This is a genomic window from Sorangiineae bacterium MSr12523, from assembly GCA_037157775.1.
Classification (GTDB): domain Bacteria; phylum Myxococcota_A; class Polyangia; order Polyangiales; family Polyangiaceae; genus Pendulispora; species Pendulispora brunnea.
Map to the genome: position 1 here is coordinate 7,812,916 of CP089982.1, position 18,786 is coordinate 7,831,701.

13 protein-coding genes and 1 pseudogene are annotated in these 18,786 nt (G+C 63.0%); 8 read left to right on the forward strand and 6 right to left on the reverse strand.

The window, feature by feature from the left end; all coding sequences use genetic code 11:
• The first annotated feature begins 151 nt into the window (after positions 1-151).
• The 6 genes from LZC95_30675 (at position 152) to LZC95_30700 (ending at position 8,051) form a co-directional block, all read left to right on the forward strand.
• Positions 152-1,507, forward strand: coding sequence for an SWIM zinc finger domain-containing protein (locus LZC95_30675; GenBank protein ID WXA90806.1), 1,356 nt, complete (start codon positions 152-154; stop codon positions 1,505-1,507).
• 6 nt (positions 1,508-1,513) lie between these two features.
• A complete protein-coding gene (locus tag LZC95_30680; GenBank protein WXA90807.1) occupies positions 1,514-3,040 on the forward strand; it encodes a DUF5691 domain-containing protein in 1,527 nt (508 codons plus the stop codon).
• The gene (locus LZC95_30685) at positions 3,037-4,122 is read left to right on the forward strand and encodes an AAA family ATPase (GenBank protein WXA90808.1); all 1,086 of its coding nucleotides are present in this window, start codon (positions 3,037-3,039) and stop codon (positions 4,120-4,122) included. Before LZC95_30680 ends, LZC95_30685 begins: the two co-directional genes overlap by 4 nt.
• Positions 4,119-6,335, forward strand: coding sequence for a DUF5682 family protein (locus tag LZC95_30690; GenBank protein ID WXA90809.1), 2,217 nt, complete (start codon positions 4,119-4,121; stop codon positions 6,333-6,335). The genes LZC95_30685 and LZC95_30690 overlap by 4 nt, the downstream gene beginning before the upstream one ends.
• Positions 6,332-7,474: a VWA domain-containing protein gene (locus tag LZC95_30695; protein WXA90810.1), complete on the forward strand. Its 1,143-nt coding sequence runs from the start codon at positions 6,332-6,334 to the stop codon at positions 7,472-7,474. The genes LZC95_30690 and LZC95_30695 overlap by 4 nt, the downstream gene beginning before the upstream one ends.
• 82 nt (positions 7,475-7,556) lie before the next feature.
• Positions 7,557-8,051 carry a VOC family protein gene (locus LZC95_30700; GenBank protein ID WXA90811.1) on the forward strand — a complete coding sequence of 165 codons (495 nt, stop codon included), beginning with the start codon at positions 7,557-7,559 and terminating at the stop codon, positions 8,049-8,051.
• A 212-nt stretch (positions 8,052-8,263) separates the two neighbouring features.
• Here the strand turns inward: LZC95_30700 and ltrA are convergent, their stop codons facing one another.
• Together ltrA and LZC95_30710 are read right to left on the reverse strand one after the other, a co-directional pair.
• The gene (ltrA, locus tag LZC95_30705; GenBank protein ID WXA90812.1) at positions 8,264-9,583 is read right to left on the reverse strand and encodes a group II intron reverse transcriptase/maturase; all 1,320 of its coding nucleotides are present in this window, start codon (positions 9,581-9,583) and stop codon (positions 8,264-8,266) included.
• A gap of 810 nt (positions 9,584-10,393) precedes the next feature.
• Entirely contained in the window at positions 10,394-11,671 is a 1,278-nt protein-coding gene (locus LZC95_30710) for a glycoside hydrolase family 88 protein (protein ID WXA90813.1), read from the reverse strand.
• 308 nt (positions 11,672-11,979) lie between these two features.
• Here LZC95_30710 and LZC95_30715 point away from each other — a divergent pair, with 308 nt between their 5' ends.
• Positions 11,980-13,488: a glycosyl hydrolase family 28 protein gene (locus LZC95_30715; protein ID WXA90814.1), complete on the forward strand. Its 1,509-nt coding sequence runs from the start codon at positions 11,980-11,982 to the stop codon at positions 13,486-13,488.
• 114 nt (positions 13,489-13,602) lie between these two features.
• Here LZC95_30715 and LZC95_30720 read toward each other — a convergent pair.
• From LZC95_30720 to LZC95_30730, 3 genes and pseudogenes are all read right to left on the reverse strand, one after another.
• A pseudogene (locus LZC95_30720) lies at positions 13,603-14,148 on the reverse strand (lytic polysaccharide monooxygenase).
• Between the two features lie 225 nt (positions 14,149-14,373).
• Positions 14,374-14,727 carry a metalloregulator ArsR/SmtB family transcription factor gene (locus tag LZC95_30725; GenBank protein WXA90815.1) on the reverse strand — a complete coding sequence of 118 codons (354 nt, stop codon included), beginning with the start codon at positions 14,725-14,727 and terminating at the stop codon, positions 14,374-14,376.
• The gene (locus LZC95_30730; GenBank protein ID WXA90816.1) at positions 14,705-15,169 is read right to left on the reverse strand and encodes an SRPBCC family protein; all 465 of its coding nucleotides are present in this window, start codon (positions 15,167-15,169) and stop codon (positions 14,705-14,707) included. Before LZC95_30730 ends, LZC95_30725 begins: the two co-directional genes overlap by 23 nt.
• A gap of 159 nt (positions 15,170-15,328) precedes the next feature.
• On the opposite strand from LZC95_30730, the gene LZC95_30735 reads away from it, so the two are divergent.
• A complete protein-coding gene (locus LZC95_30735; GenBank protein ID WXA90817.1) occupies positions 15,329-16,285 on the forward strand; it encodes a hypothetical protein in 957 nt (318 codons plus the stop codon).
• Here LZC95_30735 and LZC95_30740 read toward each other — a convergent pair.
• Entirely contained in the window at positions 16,282-18,618 is a 2,337-nt protein-coding gene (locus LZC95_30740) for a DUF6351 family protein (protein ID WXA90818.1), read from the reverse strand. The two genes, LZC95_30735 and LZC95_30740, sit on opposite strands and share 4 nt — an antisense overlap.
• Between the last annotated feature and the right edge of the window lie 168 nt (positions 18,619-18,786).

Here is an 18,786-nt window from a genome sequence, read left to right on the forward strand (position 1 = left end):
GTGTGCACACTGCACGCATGCCGGCGGATTTCCGGAACCTGATCTAGTCTCGGAGCTCCACCGTCTGGTCGTGTCCCGATCTTCACGAATGAGCCGAGCGTTAACCGAGGAGTCGATGGCAGATGAGGCACATGAGGGACGTAAGGCCTGAATGAATCTGAGCGTCGAACAAGTGTTGGGGCTGGCGCCCGATTCCAATGCGGCTTCGGCGGGGCGGAAGCTCGGCGTGGCGTCATCGTGGAAAGGGTTGGCGCGAAGTGAGCGTGCGCTCTGGGGAGAATGCCAGGGCAGTGCGCTTTATCGGGTGTGCGTGGATCCCGACACGATGGCGTCCAAGTGCACGTGCCCGAGTCGGAAGTTCCCTTGCAAGCATGCGTTGGGGCTGATGCTTCTCGCCGCGGGATCGCTGGGTGCCTTTTCCACGGGGACGGAGCCGCCGGCCTGGGTACTCGAATGGGTGGAACGGCGCACGGCAAGTGCGGAGCGGAAGAAGGAAAAGGAGGCCGAGCCCGCGAAAACGCCGGATCCCGCGGAACAGGCCAAACGCGCCGAGCGGCGGCGGCAACGTGTCGTGAAAGGCATCGAGGGGCTCGATTTGTGGATGAGCGACTTGATCCGGCAGGGGCTTGCGCAAGTCGAGGACCGGCCGGCCGCCTTTTGGGAGGGTCAGGCGGCGCGGCTCGTGGATGCGCAGGCGCCGGGGCTCGCGTCACGGGTGCGGCGGCTCGGTCGTTACGTGGGCAACCATGTTTCGGATTGGCCGGTGAAGCTGCTCGGCGAGATGGGGCGCATTGCGCTTTTGACGCACGCGTTCCGGCGGATCGAGGAGCTGCCAGCGCCCCTCCAGGCCGACGTGCGGCAGCTCATTGGGTGGTCGCTTTCGCACGAGGAGATCCTGACGTCGGGCGAGGCGGTTCAGGATGCGTGGCTTCTCGCCGGGCAATCGCTGTTCGACGAAGAGCGCTTTCGCGTGCAGCGCAATTGGCTGGTGGGCACGCACACGGGACGGGTGGCGCTGTTTCTGCAATTTGCCGCGGGCACCGCGCCCTTCGCGGAGAACATGATGCCCGGCACGGTGTTCGATGCGGAGCTGGTTTATCGCCCGAGTGCCTTCCCGCAGCGGGCACTCATTCGCGCGAATCCTGCCAAAGAGCGGGCGCCGCGTGCCTGGTCCGAACGGCTACCCGGGTTCGATCGAATCGAGAGCTTTCGCATTTGGTACGCCGAAGCGCTGGCCCTGCTGCCTTGGCTCGAGCGAACCTTCGCGGGGTTGCGCGGCGTGACACCGGTACGCACGGCCGTGGGCGCATGCATCGTGCGCGACGCCGAAGGCGGTGCCCTGCCCCTCGTGCGCAACGATGCGTGGACCTTGTTTGCGCTCTCGGGGGGCGAGTCCATCGACCTGGCGGCGGAGTGGAATGGCGAGGCGCTGACGCCCATCGCGGTGATGCACAAGGGCGAATACCATGTGATTCCCGCGCCCGCGGACGATGAGGAGGACGCGTAAGTGCACATGGATCCGCTCACCCGCTGGGCCGTGATCGGCACCTCGCGGCAAGAACACCTCGACGAGACGGCCGAGCCGCTCGACGCGCTGGCCGCGGGCGTGCTGGCGAAGCTTCCCGATGCATCGGCGCCGCAGCGCATCCTGCTCGCGGCGGGCGCGCGCGCGGTGGCCACCGTCGCAGGTGCGGCGGTGACGAAGAACGCGGATCCCGCCCCGGCAGCTGCGCCCGAAACGCGGCCAGCCTGCTCGGCGAAGGCGACGCGGCTGCTCGAGGACATCCTACGCGAAGGCCAGAAAGAGCTGCTCCTCGAGGCCTTGGCACTGCTCGATCGGGCAGGGTTGCGCCTTCCGCACGCCTTGCTTCCGGGTGCCCTCGGCGCCCGCGGAGAAGCGCTTCGCTCGGCTGCGCGGCGCGTGCTCGGGGAACGTGGACCGTGGCTGGCGCGTATGAACCCCGCATGGGAATGGGCCACGACCCCCGCCGATGCACCGGACATCGCGGCGATCGAACGCGCGTGGCTCGAAGGCGCCTCGCCCGGACGCCGCGATGCACTCGCGCGTGCCCGCGCCATCGATCCTGCGAAGGCGCGCGCATGGCTCGAGGCCTCGTGGTCCTCGGAGAAGGCGGACGAACGCGCCGCGTTCCTCACCGTCATGGCCACGGGCATCTCCGACGACGACGAGCCCTTCGTCTCCGCCCAACTCCGCGACCGCGCCTCCGCGGTGCGCGACGCCGCACAAGCCTTGCTCCCGCGGCTCGTTCGCAGCGCCTTCGTGGCACGCATGATCGCCCGCACCGATGCCGTCCTTCATTTCAGCGGCGGAGCCCTGTCGGTGAAGCCGCCGGAAAGCACCGACCCGGACGCCGCGCGCGATGGCCTCTCCGCGCGCCCGCCGCAGGGCGTGGGTGCCCTCGCCTTTTGGCTCTCGCGTGCACTCTCCGCGATTCCCCCATCGCATTGGCGCACCCGATTCGACACGAATGCCGCCACCCTGGTGCACGCCGCCGAAAAGACCGATTGGGCCGGCGCCCTCTGCGAAGGGTGGACGAAGGCGGCGCTCCTGCACGAAGATCCCGAGTGGCTGGCCGCCCTCTGGGAATTTTGGCAACGTTGCGACGAAAAGGTCGCCATCGCACCGATTGCCAATGCCATGCTCGTGCAGATCCTCCAGCGCCTCCCGCCCGCGGAAGCCGCGTCGCGCGTCGAGCCGCTCTTCGGCGAAGGCCCCACGCGCATCCATCTGAGCATGGCCCTCTGCGCCTTGGCCTCACCATGGCCCGAGTCCATCGGCCTTCGTTACATCGCCGCGCTCGAACGCGAGATCCACACCACGTCCCTGCGCACCCAGGCCATGATGGCCTCCCTGCGCGACGCTGCGCTCGCCCTCCCGCATGCCGTGTTGCCACGCGCTCTTCAGGTGCTTGCCGCGTTCGAGCGCGAGCAGCGCGAAAACCGCCTCACACCGCAGCTTCTTTCCTTCATGGAAGTCCTTCGCGTCCGCCACGAACTCGTCCAGGAGATTCACCCGTGAGCTCACCCGCCGTACTTCGTCACCACGCCGAACAGCAATTCGCCGAGGAGCTCGCGGAGCTCTCCAAAGCCGACGGCATGCAGCGCCCGCCGAATTGGAAGCTCTCGCCCTGGGCGGTGCGCACGTACCTCTGCGGGGGCCCCCTGCCGAACGGCTTTCAGGTCAGCGCGAAATACATCGGCAACGTGCGCCTCATCGAGATTGCCGTCGCCACCTTGGCCACGGATCGCGCGCTCCTCTTGTACGGCGTGCCCGGCACCGCCAAATCGTGGGTGAGCGAGCATTTGGCTGCGGCCATTGCGGGCGACTCCACCTTGCTCGTCCAAGGAACCGCAGGCACCGATGAAGGCGCGCTCCGCTACGGATGGAACTACGCGCGGCTTTTGGCCGAGGGTCCGTCGGAGGGGGCGCTGGTGGTGAGCCCCATGCTGCGCGCCATGAAGGACGGAAAGATTGCACGCGTGGAGGAGCTGACCCGCATTCCCAACGACGTGCAAGACACCTTGATTACCATTCTGTCCGAAAAGACATTACCGATTCACGAATTGTCGACCGAGGTGCAGGCGCGCAAAGGCTTCAACGTGATTGCCACGTCGAACAACCGCGACAAAGGCATCAACGAGCTCTCCAGCGCCCTCACACGGCGCTTCAACACCGTCGTGCTTCCCGTGCCGGAAACCCTCGAGCAAGAGGTGGAAATCGTCCAAAAGCGCGTCGCCGAATTGGGCCGCGCCCTGGAGCTTCCCGCCGAGAAACCGGCCATCGAGGAGATTCGTCGCGTCGTCACGATTTTTCGCGAGCTGCGCGAGGGCGTGACCAGCGACGGCGCCACCAAGGTGAAATCCCCCTCGGGCACGTTGTCGACGGCCGAGGCCATCTCGGTGGTCAACGGAGGCCTGGCCATGGCCGGATACTACGGCGACGGCGTGATGCGCGGCGGCGATCTCGCGGCAGGCCTCACCGGCGCCATCGTGCGCGATCCGGTGCAAGACCGCCTGGTGTGGCTCGAGTACTTGAAGACCGTCGTCAAGGAACGCGAAGGCTGGAAAGACCTTTACCGCGCCTGCATGAGCGTCGTGTGAGCGAGATTCACGTCTTCGGCATTCGGCATCATGGTCCGGGCAGCGCACGCAGTGTGCGGCGTGCACTGGAGGAGCTCGCGCCGGATATCGTCCTGGTCGAAGGGCCACCCGATGCGCAATCGCAATTGCCCATGATCACCCATGCGGCGATGAAGCCGCCGGTCGCGCTATTGGTGTATGCGAGCGATTCGCCGAGCCAGGCGGTGTTCTATCCCTTCGCGACCTTTTCGCCGGAGTGGCAAGCGCTGTCCTTCGCGCTCGAACGCGGCATCCCCGCGCGGTTCATGGATCTTCCACTCTCGCACCAATTGAAGACGGAAGAAAAAGAGGAGGCCGAAGGCGAAAAAGAGCTACACGACGATCCCTTGGGGACGTTGGCGCGGGCCGCGGGGTATACGGACCGCGAGCTCTGGTGGGAGCACCAAATCGAACAGCGAAGCGATGCGCGCGGCATGTTCGAGGCCATTCTGGAAGCGATGACGGAGCTTCGGGCCCATGCATTGTTCCCGCCGGCTCACACCCGCGAGGCGCAGCGCGAAGCGTACATGCGAAAGACCTTGCGGGCGGCGACGAAAGAGGGCTTTCAGCGCATCGCCGTCGTGTGCGGTGCATGGCACGGACCGGCGCTGGTGGCACCGTCGAGTGCGAAAACGGACGACGCGATTCTCAAGGGATTGCCCAAGACGAAAACCGAGGCCACTTGGATACCGTGGACCTATTCGCGATTGTCGTACCGCAGCGGCTATGGCGCGGGCATCGCTTCGCCGGGTTGGTACGGGCACCTTTGGCAATCGGGGGGGCATCCAGGGCAGGCCTCCTTTACGTGGGTATCGCAGATTGCGCGGCTGCTTCGCGATGCGGGCATCGACGCGCCCTCGGCCAGCGTCATCGAAACGGTGCGCCTGGCCGATGCCCTCGCGTCGCTGCGCGCGCTCTCCATGCCGGGATTGGCCGAGCTCACCGATGCCACTCTATCGGTGCTCTGCCATGGCGATGCCTCACCGATGAACCTGATTCGCACGAAGTTGGAAATCGGCGAGTCCATGGGCGAGGTGCCCGAGGAATCGGCGGCGGTGCCGCTTCAGCGCGATCTGGCGGCGGCGCAAAAGCGATTGCGCATGAAGCCGATTGCCGATCCCAAGCCGCTCGAACTCGATTTGCGCAATGAGCACGACCGCGGCAAAAGCCGTCTTTTGCATCGATTGAACCTACTGGGCATTCCGTGGGGACGGCTGCAAGAGATCGGCGCCGGCAAAACGGGCACCTTTCACGAGCACTGGACCTTGGCCTGGGATCCGGAGCTGACCCTCGCGCTCATCGAGGCGAACATCCACGGGAACACCATCGAGTCGGCCGCAACCTCGAAGTCGTCCGAGGATGCGCGCAACGCCAACCTGGCCGGCCTAACGGCGCTGCTCGATGCGACCATTCTGAGCGAGCTGCCCGAGGCGACGGACAGCGTGCTCGAACGGCTGCAGGAGCGCGCGGCGCTCTCCGCGGACGTCTTTGCGCTGATGGATGCTTTTCCGCCGCTGGCGCGAGCGATTCGCTATGGCAACGTGCGGCAGACGCGCACGGAGCACCTCGCGTCCATCGCGAATGGCCTTTTCGAGCGCATCGTGGTCGGCCTTCTGCCGGGTTGCGCATCACTGGACGACGACGCGGCCACGCGCGCGCGCGAAGCCATCGGGCGCGTTCACGAGAGCGTGGCCCTGCTCGATCGCGCGGATCTCGCCAGCGAATGGACGGCGGTGCTGCAGGCGTTGCTCGGCCGGGGCGAGATCCATGGGCTGGTGCGCGGCAGCGCATGCCGATTGTTGCTCGAGCAGCGAATCATCGAGACAGTCGAGCTCGAGCGGCTGGCGCGCTTGGCGCTTTCGCCGGCGGCCCCGCCTGCTGCGGCAGCATCGTGGGTCGAGGGCCTTTTGCGCGGCAGCGCGCTGCTCCTTCTCTCGCACGATGGCCTTTGGGACGCACTCGACGCGTGGATTGCCTCGCTCTCCGATGAAGCCTTCGTGGAAATGCTTCCCCTCGTGCGCCGGGGCTTTTCGAACTTCGGCGCGGCCGAGCGGCGCCGCATCGGCGAGCGCGTGAAAAACGTCGGCCGCGGGCCGCAGGCGCGGGCTCCCAGCGCGGGCCCGGTTCTCGATGCGCAGCGGGCCGCACAGGTCTACCCGGTTCTTTCGCAGATCCTCGGGGTGGAGATCCCATGAGCGACGACGATCGATTGCGCCGATGGCGACTCGCCCTGGGTGCCGAGACGAACGAGACCCTAGGGCCCTTGAGCAACGAGGACCTGGGCATGGACCGCGTGCTCCAGGCCCTCTACGACAGCGATCGCCGAGGAGGGCTCGGCAGCTCGTCGCCGAATGTCGCGCGGTGGCTGGGTGATATCCGCACCTATTTTCCATCCTCCGTCGTGCGCGTGATGCAGGGTGACGCGCTTTCCCGGCTGCATCTGACGCAGATGCTGCTGGAGCCGGAAACCTTGGAGGCGGTGGATGCCGACGTGCACTTGGTGGCCACGTTGCTTTCGCTGAGCCGGGTCATCCCCGCGAAGACCAAGGACACGGCCCGCGGCGTGGTGGCCAAGGTGGTGGCCGATTTGGAGCGCAAACTGCGCGAGCCGATGCTTCAAGCCGTGCGCGGTAGCCTCAACAAGGCGACACGCTCACGCCGTCCGCGCGTGTCGGAAATCAATTGGGACCGCACCATTCGCAAAAACTTGGGCACGTATTTGCCGGAGCGCCGCACCTTGGTTCCCGAGCACCTCGTCGGGCACGGCCGCAAGCGCTCCAGCCTGCGCGACATCGTTCTTTGCGTCGATCAAAGCGGCTCGATGGCGGCTTCGGTCGTGTACGCGAGCATTTTCGGCGCCGTGCTGGCCTCGCTCCGTGCGGTCACCACGCGCATGATCGTCTTCGACACGTCCGTGGCGGATCTGAGCGAGCAACTCGATGATCCGGTGGATTTGCTCTTTGGCACGCAGCTCGGCGGGGGCACCGACATTCACCAGGCCCTCACCTATTGCCAGCGGATCATCACCCGCCCCGCCGACACGATTCTCGTCTTGATCACGGACCTTTTCGAGGGCGGCAACGCCGAAGAAATGATGAACCGCGCCGCGTCGCTCGTGCAAAGCGGGGTCAATGTCATTTGCCTCCTCGCGCTGACCGACAAGGGCACCCCCGCCTACGACCCAAACCACGCCACCCACTTCGCCAAGCTCGGCATCCCGACGTTCGCGTGCACCCCGGACCTATTCCCCGACCTGATGGCGGCCGCCATTTCGCGCTCGGACCTGAACGCATGGGCTGCCCGGCACGATATCGTGGCAACCCGGGGGACTTGAACGCTGGTCGAAAAAAAAACGACGGCCCATGTCGAGTCGGCGCCTTCTCGTACGACGTAACTACCGAACGAGGAGGTCACACATGGAAGCGAAGCGTTCTACCAGCAAAATTTTTACACACCTATGGTACGCCAAGGAAGCGGAAGAGGCGGCACGGTTCTATGCGTCGATCTTCCCCAACTCGCGTGTCGACCGCGTCACCCCGCTGCTGAGCGAGACCCCCAGCGGACCGCCGGGTTCGGTCAAAGTCGTGGACTTCACCCTCCTCGGCCAACGCTTTCAGGCCATCACCGCCGGACCGCACCACGAATTCAACGACGCCATTTCCTTGGTCGTATTGTGCGACGACCAGGCAGAGCTCGACCGCTATTGGAACGCCCTACTCCAAGGCGGCGGCAAAGAGCAGGCCTGTGGTTGGCTCATCGACCGATTCGGCCTCCGCTGGCAAATCGTCCCCGCCATCATGGACGAAATGATGACCGACTCCGATCCCGTCCGCGCCAAACGCGTCTGCGACGCCATGTTGAAAATGGTCAAACTCGACATCGCCACCTTGCAGAAAGCCCACCGCGGCTGATCTCGGTGTCGATTTCGAACCGCCAGGACGCCAAAAGAGAGTCGCCAGGATCGCCAGGGGAACCAACAATAAACCCTCATTTGGTTTATTGCCATTTCCCTCGGCCCCCCTGGCGACCCTGGCGTCCGTCGGGTAGCCCCCGGTCTCCCGGGGGCCCCCACAGATCCGGACTTGCGGGTCTCCCGCATCCGGCTCTTCGTGAGTTGGATTCGCTACGTGAGGTAGCCGTGGACGATCCGGGGCGACGGAAGCGGAAAGCGCTTCAGTAGCTCGTTCATTCTGTTCCACGTCACGTGGCCCTTTTGCGAGCGTCTCGACAGCCAACGGCGCCATACGATTTGTACGACGAACTTGAAGCGAGCGACCGCTTTGAAGTTTGACGTGACTCCGTAGTAGGCGTAGTGGCCGCAGAGCTTCTTGCAAAGCGCCTGGCGCTGCGTCGTGACCGGCTTGTGCATGTGCCTGCGGCACCACTCGCTGATCCGACGCACGGCTCGTGTGAATCGGTCCTTCGCCGTGCGCCTCTTCACCACCCACTTGCCCTTGCGCGACAAGCCCCAGTAGTGCGTGAAGCCCAGCAGATCGAAGGTGCCCGGACCATCGTCGCTCCCTCCTTCGGCGCTTGGACGCGTAAAGCGTACCAGCCGCGTTTTCTCAGGATGCAACGTCAGTCCGTACTTCTCGAATCGTTTCGGAAGTACGTCAAGTACCCGCTCGGCGTCCTCTTTCTGCTCGAAGACGATGACGAAATCGTCGGCATAGCGCACCAGCATCGCTCGACTTGCGAGTCGTGGCTGGACTTCTCGCACGAACCATTCGTCTAGCACTTCGTGCAGGTAGATGTTCGCCAGCAGTGGGGAGATCACTCCCCCCTGCGGGGTCCCTGTTTCGGGTCGCGAGAGCTTCATTCCTTCCAGTACTCCCGCGTTCAGCCACTTGCCGATCAGGCGCAGAATCACGCCATCACGTATCCGTTGGCTTAGAATTTCCCGTAGCTTTCCGTGATCGATGGTGTTGAAGAAGCCTTCGATATCGGCCTCCAGCACCCACCCTCCCTTCATTCGCATCGTGCCCGACCAAACCGCGTCGCACGCCTGGTGAGCCGATCGTCCGGGTCGAAAACCGTACGAAAAGTCGTGAAACATCTTTTCGTACACTGGTTCGAGCACCATCATAATCGCCCGTTGCAGGACCTTGTCCTCGAAGGTTGGAATTCCGATCGGTCGTGTCTGCGACCCATCTCCCTTCGGGATGTGTACCCGCCTCACGGACGGCGCCCGGTACATGCCTGACTTCACGCCTTCGAGTAGATTTTGCAGGTTTTCCTGCAGCTTCTCCTCGTACTGCTCTGCGCTTACGCCATCGATGCCCGTCGCGCCATCCTTGCGTGTCCGGCGATACGCCTCGTTCAGCCACTCCACGTCGATGTGATGGGCGAGCGTCGTCAGCGGTGATTCCGGAAATTTCCTCACCAGTTCCGCTATCCGCTCGAGTCGCATTGAGATGGTTTGTGAGCCCTTCGTCTCTCCCATCGTTCCCTCTTGCAGTTCCAACTCACGGCATCGCTCTTTGCTCGGCGGGGTCCTTACGGCCTCTGTTCCCCCGCGTCCATGCCTCCTATTGCGATGCTCCGACTTCTCGTCACCCCGATCGCGCTTCGGTCTCCCCTCGCTCTTCACGTTCCAGCTCCCGCTGGAGGCAACGAGATCTCCCTAGGTTCCTGGGCGTCCCTTGTGCACGTGCTGCGGTCTTGCACCCCGGTGGGACCAACTTGGCTTCGAGACCCCGGGCATTGCCCTGCGTTTTCGCCATGTTGATGCTGCCTTCCACCCCGCCAAAGGCGTCGGCTCCCACGACATGAGATTTTCGGGGCTGGTTCTCCGCGGCCCGCGTACCCGCTGTCTACGCTTCGCCGTACACCTCGCGGTTCCGACGCAAGACTCGCTTCACCCCGATGGTCCCCATCTTTAGGTGTCGGGACTTTCACCCGTGGGTCGCTTTCCGAAGTTTCCGGCTTGCTCCTTTCCCTTCGGCCAGGCTTTCCTGGCGCACTGGCGGTTTCCTTCTTCAGTTCTTCTTCACGTCGTCCTTGTCGTTCGTGTTCGTCGTGTAAGAAGAAAACCGCCAAGAATACATTGACGCCAGGATCGCCAGGGGAAACAACAATAAACCTCATTTGGTTTATTGTCATTTCCCTCGGCCCCTTGGCGGTTTCCTTCTTCACAACGAGAACCAAAAACAAACCCTCATTCTTTGGGGTTTATCGTTGGTTCATTTGGCGATCCTGGCGACCTATGGCGGCCTTGGCGGTTTCCTTCTTCAGTTCTTCTTCACGTCGTCCCTTAGTGGCACTCGCGCAGCATCTGTTGGTACCGAAGCAGCGCTTCCAGGAAGTAGTAGTCGCCGTAGATCAGCGCGATGTCGATCTCGCTTGGGTTATTCGCCCGCCATAGCGCGGGGTAGTTGCCCGTGCCGTGGAGGAGCAAGCCCTGGTTCGGGGTGCCCTCGGCGCGGTAGGAGCGGTAAAGTGCATTCAAGATGCGCCCTGCGGCCACTCGATAGGCCAGGTACCGGGGGAACCCACCGCGTTGGGTTCGTTCGAACTGCGCCAGCTCGATCAGGCCGGCGGCCGCGATGGCGGCGGCCGAGCTGTCCTTTTGCGTGTATTGCGCGGGCGCCTGGAAATCCCAATTGGGGACCCAGTCCTTCTTTACGTGGTCGATGAAATAGTCGGCCACCTTTTCGGCCGTTTCCAAGAAGCGCGCGTCCTTGGTGAAACGGTACGTCATGGTAAAGCCGTAGATGGCCCAGGCCTCGCCCCGTGCCCACGTGCTCTCGTTTTCGTAACCCTGGAAGGTGATGCGCTTGATGACGTTGCCGGTGGCGGGATCGTAGTCCACCACGTGGTACGTGCCGCCGTCGGGACGGACGTGGTTCTCCCGCGTGCGCAGCGCATGGCTCACGGCCATGTCATAGTGCTTTGGATTGCCGCCGTGGGAGGCTGACCAAAAGAGGAGCTCCAGGTTCATCATGTTGTCGACGATGACCGGGAAGGTCCAATTCTGCGGAATGGCCCAACTCCACGATTGCGTCGCGCCGACGACCGGATTGAATCGCGAGGCCAGCGAATCCGCACTTCGACGCAAGATGGGTTCGTAGCGCGCATCCGGAGCGAGGCGCAGCGCATTGCCGAAACTCGGCATCATCTCGAAGCCGATGTCGTGGTCGGCATTGTTGTTTTGCACGTATTCTAGTTCGTTGGTCCATTTCTCGGCCTGCTCGCGCCAATATGGATCTTGCGTGTACTCGTACGTGAGCCACAAGGTGCCGGGAAAGAAGCCCACACGCCAATCGGGAAAGCGCGGCTTGGGCAGCGTTCGCGTCGACCATTTGCCGAACGTCGGCTCCGTCTTGCGATTGTCGGTGAATACCGGAAATGCGCCCACGGGCGTCGTCGCCACCGTATTGGCCAATTGCCTTTCCGCGTAGTCGAATGCCTTGTCGATCTCGCGCTCTCCGAACGGCCGAATCGTGTCGGGGATCGATTGTCCCGCCGCATGGGACGGAACCGGCACCAGCGCCAGGAGGGAAATACCAAATAAGACCGCTGCTCTCGTCATTGAACCCATGGAGTTCGACTTCCGTTTCCGCTCCGGACATGAGGACTCATCGCGCGCACACACCAGAGCCGTTCAAGAATGTTTCTTGACAATACAACGCACCAATTCCATGCTCTCAAGCCAAGTGGTCAGGCCACCTTACCACTCCTCGACAAAACGACACCGGTGTCATCCGGCCGATTGTCAGGTTCTTCACCCGACTGCAAAGGGTTTGCACCATCCATCAACGCATCGCTATCTCGTATCACATTCGATGTCCAAATGACTCTTTTTGGCTCGCGCACGGGCGCGAGGGAGGAGGTCTGACGATGAGCAAACAATGGCTCACGAAGTCGGTAATGGCAATCGTCGTGTTGCTGGGGGTCGACGCCATGCCTCGAGAGAGCGCGTCGGCGCCGGCCACATTGAGCGCCACGTTCAGCGTTCGCGATTACGGCGCTATGGGCAATGGATCGGCGAATGACTCGGCGGCGATCAATCGGACGATCGACGCGGCGAGTCGTGCCGGAGGGGGCATCGTGCTCTTTCCGTCCGGCACGTACAAATCGAGCAATACGATCCATTTGAAGAGCAACATCACGATCCAGGTCGACGCGGGGGCCACCATCCTGGGGTCGAGCGCGGATACGTACGATCCGCCGGAACCCAACGATTACGACGAGTACCAGGATTACGGGCACAGCCACTTTCACAATGCCATGTTCTACGGTGACCGACTGAAGAACATCGCCTTCACGGGCACCGGCACCATCGACGGCGGCGGCAATCTCATCACGGGCAATCCCAAATCCGGGGAGGCGGACAAAATTCTCTCGCTGACCCGATGCGACGGCCTCAAAGTCGACACCTTGCGATTCCGCCGTGGCGGGCACTTCGCGATCCTCACGAACAATTGCAACAACATCACCTCCGACCATCTGATCATCGACACGGCCAGCGATCGCGACGGTTGGAACATCATCAGCGCGCAGAACGTGACGATCACCAACGCCAACTTCGCGGCCAACGACGACGCACTCGCCTTCAAGAGCGATTATGCATTGGGTGCGAAGCTACCCAATGGGCACGTGACGGTGACCGATTCGGCGTTCTCCGCGGGGTGTTGCAATGCCATCATGTTCGGCTCGGAGACGTGCGGCGACTTCACGGATTACAAGTTCGAGCGCATCACCATCACGGGCGCGGGCAAGTCCGGCCTGGGCATGGTCTCCATGGATGGCGCGAACATCACCGACGTGCACTACCGCGACATCACCATGACCGGTACCAAAGGGCACATCATGCAGAAGGTGGGCACGCGAAAGCGCTGCGGGAACAATCCTGGCGTCGGCCACATCAGTGGCATCACGTACGAGAACATCACGGGAAGCTACACCGGCACGGGGGCCTACAGTCCCACGATTTGGGGCGAGGCCGATGGCAATCAGATCAGCGACGTCACGTTCACCAACGTGAACCTCGAGGTTCCCGGCGGAAACGGCACCATGGGCACCGGTGTGCCGAGCAACGATCCCAAAAACTACAATCCCAACAGCATTGGAACACGCCCCTCCTACGGCTGGTACGTCCACAATGCCCACCATATCACGTGGCTCGACAGCGAGGTTCACTTCAAGAACAACGACGGCCGCCCGGGCATCATTGCCAGCAATGGAAGCTTCCTGCGCTTCGACAAGCTCGTCGACGAACGCGGAACGAATAGCCCCTACGACATCGGCTTTCAAAGCATTACCGGCTATTGCGTAACCAATAGCCAAAACACCAAAGGCGGCGCCCTCCGCGTCAACACGACAGGTTCGACGCAAAGCTGCCCCTGAACGAGAATGGAACAGGGAGGCGGGGAGGCGGGGAGATTCGAGGGTTTCCAGTCCGCGCGGTTCACAATCGAATTCTCCCCGTCTCCCCGCCTCCCTGTGATTCTCTCTTCCTTAGAAAATGACGTCCGAGCAGCTGTAGAAGGCTTCGGGGCTGTCCGAGCGCTGCCAAATGGCATAGATGATGTGGCGGCCGCTCTTGCCCGAGGGGGTTCGCGCGGGGATCTGGTAGGCGCCGTTCGAGAGCGCGGGGTCGGTGACCGTGTGAAAGCGCTCCAGATCGGACCAGCGCAGGGGCTGCGTCGGGCTGTAGCCATTTCGGGTGACATACAACTCGAACGAGCCGCGGTGCGGGGCCGTCGCCTTGTAGCGGAATGTATACGACGCGCCAGAAGGCAGGTTGGTCGCCGGCCAATCGGAGCGCGCGAGGTCGTAGCCTTTGTACTTGTCCCGCCCCGCACTGCACAATTTCCCGTCGGGGATTAGTGCCCGGTGGTTGCCGGCGGCATTGGGGATATTCACTTCGTTCCAATCGTATGCAGCCTGCGTTCCGCCCAGCGCAATGGCGGCTTTGCAGGCGGCGGACTTCGGACTCTCGGGGTTCTCGAGGCGGCAGCCATAAACGCGGCTGAGCGGTGCCTCCATCGAACCATGTGCGTAGGCATCCCCTGCGACAATCGTCGCCGCGAGAATGGGTGCACCAACGAGAAGAGCCAATTTGACGACATTGCCTTGTATGGTCATGAGCGCCCTCCGGATGGGCGCCCTGCCGAGCAATGCCAATACCAACTCCAAATGTGTCGAATGATCGAAATTAAATTACATGGATATGCATGATTCGATCATGGTCGTCCGCGATCCAGTGATCGCAAAGCACCTGTGCATGCGTCATTTTTCGACGAAAGCCTTCAGGCGGCCGAGTGCCTCGTCCCAGCGCCGCGAGATGCGCTCGAGATCTTGCTTTGCTTGTTCGAGACCTTCGGGCTGAAGCTCCCAGATCCGCTCGCGACCATCGCGAATACCGCGCACCAGGCCCGAATCTTCGAGCACCTGGAGGTGTTTGGTCACGGCTTGACGCGTCACGCCGGAACCGGCGGTCAACCGCGCAATGGACATGGGACCGTCCGAGCTCAGACGCCCCACCAGCCGCATGCGCATGGGATCGCCCAGGGCGGCGAAAATCGCGGCCGATGCTTCGAGCTTTTGCTCGCCCGAGCGATTAGCGCGTTCGAGCGGTGACATAGCGTTCGATGTTGTCCATCTGCTGCGTCCAACCGCCTTCGTTCATCTGATAGGCCTTGGCGCGCCGCGCCACCGGAATGGAGTCGAAACCCGATTCGACCACGGTGAGCAGAACGCCCCCTTCCTGCTCCTCCAAGCGAAACTCGACGAGCGTCTTCGGTTCGGAGTCGTAGTTCATGTTCGGCTCCGTGGAATACGGCACCCAGCGGTACGAGAAAAGCTTCTCGGGCTCGACCCGCTCGATGGTCATGAGGGGCGCAATCACGTCTTCCTTGGAGAAGCGCCCTTCGACCCGTGCACCTACAATGAATTTCCCCTTTTCCGTCAGCTCGACCTCGAACCAGGCGCTGAATTCCTCGGCCGTCGTTAGGGCGTTCCACACCCGGGCCCGGGGAGCGCGCAGCAGAACCTTTTTTTCGATGCGATCCGTCGTCGTTGTCATGTCAGCCTCCATGAAGAGCAACCTACGGGTTGCATTACCATCGGCCCGGAAACACGCAACCAAAAAGTTGCATGTTGCCTAAGAAGCGAACGAGACGACATGGCGCTTATCGCCGGCTGCGCCCGAGACTCCCCATTACGTGCGCCATCAAAGTAGGACGTGCGCCGATACCTTCTCATTTTGCTTTTTGCCATCAGCTTGGCACCGTCCGCCCAATGCGAACCGCTCCCGATCGAGAAGACGTACGCCGTGCCCGGCCCGGCACTCGTGAAGCGGAGTACGGTAAACAATGCCTTGGGGCTGCCGCAGTACGAGCTCTTCTACCCTGCCACCGTCGGGTTGCCCGGCATTCGTCATCCTCTGCTCGTCTGGGGCAATGGCACCTCGGCGACGGTGGGGCAATACAGCCGTCTGCTCACGCAGATGGCCTCGTGGGGCTTCGTCGTCATCGCCACGACGAGCGTGACCACGGGCACCGGCCAGGAAATGCTCGCGTCGCTCGATTGGCTCGTCGCGGCGAACGACAACCCGTCGAGTGTGTTTCACCACGCGCTCGATCCTACGAAAATCGGCGTGTTTGGGCACTCCCAGGGCGCCGGCGGTAGCATTCGTACGCTCGCGGCCGCGAATGCGCCCGGCTCCGCCCATCGCCCCGTCACCACCGTCGTGCCCATCGAGTTGCCGGCGCAAAAGTGGATCTGCTTTGGCAGCCTCGATCTCGGATGCAAAGGGCCGCGATGGTTCTCCGGCAGCGACATCCGCAACGGCTCCGTCTTCTTCGTCAATGGCAGCCGGGACGTGGTCGCCTCGCCTTCGTTCCAGTCACCGCAGGAGAAGGGCGAGCAATCGATCGCAGCGTTCTACGATGCGGTTCCCGCCGGCGTCGCCAAGGCCAAGGCCACCTTGTTCGACGCCGACCACAACGATATTCAGGATTCGTGCAGCAGCGCCTGCAATTTGGGTCCCATGCCTTATTTCGGATACCTGGTCGCGTGGATGCGGTATCGCCTTTACGGAGATCCCCTTGCCCGCGCCGCCTTCGTCCACGAAAACGCGGTGCCCGAGGTCTTCCAGAGCTTGCACTGGCGAAACCAGGACAGCCGGAACTTGGATTAGGGAACGGCCACGGAACGGGCGACGCGGTAGGTGAGCCCTGTGGGCGGGTGCAGCGTTTCGGCGCCGATGGTGGGCCAGAGAATGCTGTGGTCGACATCGCGCGCGGCGCGCTTCGTGTAGTCGCACACGCCGTCGGGGAAGATGGATTGCAGCTCGGCGAATTGGGCCTCGCTGAGCGGCGCGAGGTAATCGCGACGATCCACCGGCTTGCGCTGGCAGCGAAGCACATCGTCGGTGAGCGGCATTCCCGCGGCGATGCGCGGGGTGCGTGAGACCGGGAAGAACACGGCGCAAGGCCCGATGGCCGCGTCGAAATTCTCGGGAACTTGCACGCGGCCGTGCGGCGTGTCGATGAAACAGCGATCGCCTGCCGCGAACGGCTTCGAGTAGGCCACGGCGCGGGCGCGATCCAGGGAACCCGTACCGTACGGCATGACGTCGAGCACCTCGAGCCATCGGGCAAGGGCCTGATACGCATCGGGCGGCGTCACGCTCGAGCCGCGCCAGATGCTCTGCCCGGCGTCGATTCCCGAGTAACGCCGCAAGCGCGCACGCACGGAAAATGGCCGCACGGCGTCGTGGATGTTCGCCAGCGGGATGAGATCCAGATAGAGCCCCATATCCATGACCGGCGTCTCGTCCAGCGCGCCCCGGCCGATGATCTGGCCCGTGCGGTAAATCGCCGACTCGGTGTCCGGGTGCATGACCATGCGCGCCGGAGCGAAGTGACCATCGATGTCGAACCCGCCGATATGGCGATTGAGATCGATGAACTCCGCGGCGGTGATGCGCCCGCGGTTGAATGCATCGAGCCCATATTGCACACCGGTGTTGTCGATGGGCCGGCGCGCGAAGCCCGTCACGGGGTCGCGCCCGACGACGTTCACGTTGGCATCCTGCAAGGTGCAGCGTGCACCGTGGGGATTCGTGACCGGATCGTATCGAAGGGCGTACGGCACCGAAGGATCGCATCCATTCTTCGGATCGAGGATGCCTTGCAGCTCCGGGATGCTCCAGCTCTGACAGATGCCCGTGCGCGGTGCGGACCGGGGCGGATCGTGCCCCTCGACGGCGCCCTTCTTCTCCTCGTCCCACGACGGTGCGTGCGTCTGGTAATAATGCGTCAGCAAGCCGCAATCGGCGACGGTCGTATACGTGGTCCACACGTCCACGAACGTGGCAACGGGCAACGCACCGCTGAGAAGGCCCGGCGCATTGTTGATCGCGTTGTATTGCTGAATGGCCGCCCCCGACCCGCCGGATCCCACCGTGGCCGAGATGATTCCGTATCTCTCCGTAATGTGCTCCAGGACCATCATCGCGCTCTCGATGCCCATGAGCGCATTGCACTGGACGCCGAAGGTGCTCAACGTCGAGTGCACGATCGCATCGCCCTGGCGAAGCCGATCCTCCACCCCGAGAAGGGCGCCGAAGTCGAACGGTTCCCCGGGCGATGCCACCCCGAGCACCGTGCCCGGCGTGTTGATTCCCTGGTGGTACCCCACGCCGCACAGCGCGCCGAAAAAGTAATACACGCGATGGTTCCAGCCTGCCGCGTCGAACGGTGCCTCGGGACCGCGCGCATGCGGATCGTCGAGCACCGCGATGCGGGCGATGCCGCGGTTGATCGTCGCAGACTCCACCCGCACCACGAAGGGCACGTCGCGACCGTCCTTCGTTCGGATGCGCGCCACGTCCGCCGGATAAGCCTCGTACGGATTGGCAAGCGGTTTGTAGTCCGAGGGGGATGAGGCGTTGGTCCGGTAGAACCATTCATAGCGTGTTTCAACCGAGCAATCGGAATCCAACGGATCGCCTAAACCGGATTCACGTGTTTGGCATAGAAATGGAGACTGATGTGGCCCGGATATCACCGGCCCAGTAATTGGGTAATTAATGACCCCGAGTACGGCTCGCCGTTTTCCATTGGGTCCAGTCGCCAGCGCTTCGATGCGATTGTTGCCTACGATCAACCCCGTGACCAGACCTCGCACCTCGCCGTCCGACCCCCGCCCGAACGCGGCCGTAACATCCACGCCGTTGCGCTGCACCGTGTATTGATCGGCCGCCGAAAGCCCGCGCAAACCGACCAGCACATCGCCGCCCGTCACCGCATCCGGCAGCGATGAAAGGGTGATCACGTCGAATTGCCCCTTGGCACGAGGCGGCGTTTTTCGCGTATGAAAGTCCGCCTGGACCGTCGTCCCGCCCTCCCCGCTTTCCCCGCTTTCCCCGCTCTGCTCGAGCGCCAAGGTGTGCTCCGACACGTCTTCGGAGACGTCTTCGTGCGCAGGCGAGCAGCCCGCCCCCAAAACCAAAGAAAGAGGCGTCATCACCCCGAATGTAAGACGTAGTGCGAATAGCCAGTCCGCCGTGGTGAAACCGACCATCATCACCTCCCCCCTGTTCAAGCCGCAGGGTGCCTTCTACGATGGCACTTCAATAGCAGCGGTGCCGCTAACAAAGTAGGATCATTTCAAATTAGTAATATCGATGTTAGC

What these genes read in the sequence shown, in the direction of transcription:
- LZC95_30675 (WXA90806.1), top strand. Translation starts at nt 152, where the DNA reads ATGAATCTGAGCGTCGAACAAGTGTTGGGGCTGGCGCCCGATTCCAAT.
- LZC95_30680 (WXA90807.1), top strand. Translation starts at nt 1,514, where the DNA reads ATGGATCCGCTCACCCGCTGGGCCGTGATCGGCACCTCGCGGCAAGAA.
- LZC95_30695 (WXA90810.1), top strand. Translation starts at nt 6,332, where the DNA reads ATGAGCGACGACGATCGATTGCGCCGATGGCGACTCGCCCTGGGTGCC.
- LZC95_30700 (WXA90811.1), top strand. Translation starts at nt 7,557, where the DNA reads ATGGAAGCGAAGCGTTCTACCAGCAAAATTTTTACACACCTATGGTAC.
- ltrA (WXA90812.1), bottom strand. Translation starts at nt 9,583, where the DNA reads ATGGGAGAGACGAAGGGCTCACAAACCATCTCAATGCGACTCGAGCGG.
- LZC95_30710 (WXA90813.1), bottom strand. Translation starts at nt 11,671, where the DNA reads ATGACGAGAGCAGCGGTCTTATTTGGTATTTCCCTCCTGGCGCTGGTG.
- LZC95_30715 (WXA90814.1), top strand. Translation starts at nt 11,980, where the DNA reads ATGAGCAAACAATGGCTCACGAAGTCGGTAATGGCAATCGTCGTGTTG.
- LZC95_30725 (WXA90815.1), bottom strand. Translation starts at nt 14,727, where the DNA reads ATGTCACCGCTCGAACGCGCTAATCGCTCGGGCGAGCAAAAGCTCGAA.
- LZC95_30730 (WXA90816.1), bottom strand. Translation starts at nt 15,169, where the DNA reads ATGACAACGACGACGGATCGCATCGAAAAAAAGGTTCTGCTGCGCGCT.
- LZC95_30740 (WXA90818.1), bottom strand. Translation starts at nt 18,618, where the DNA reads ATGACGCCTCTTTCTTTGGTTTTGGGGGCGGGCTGCTCGCCTGCGCAC.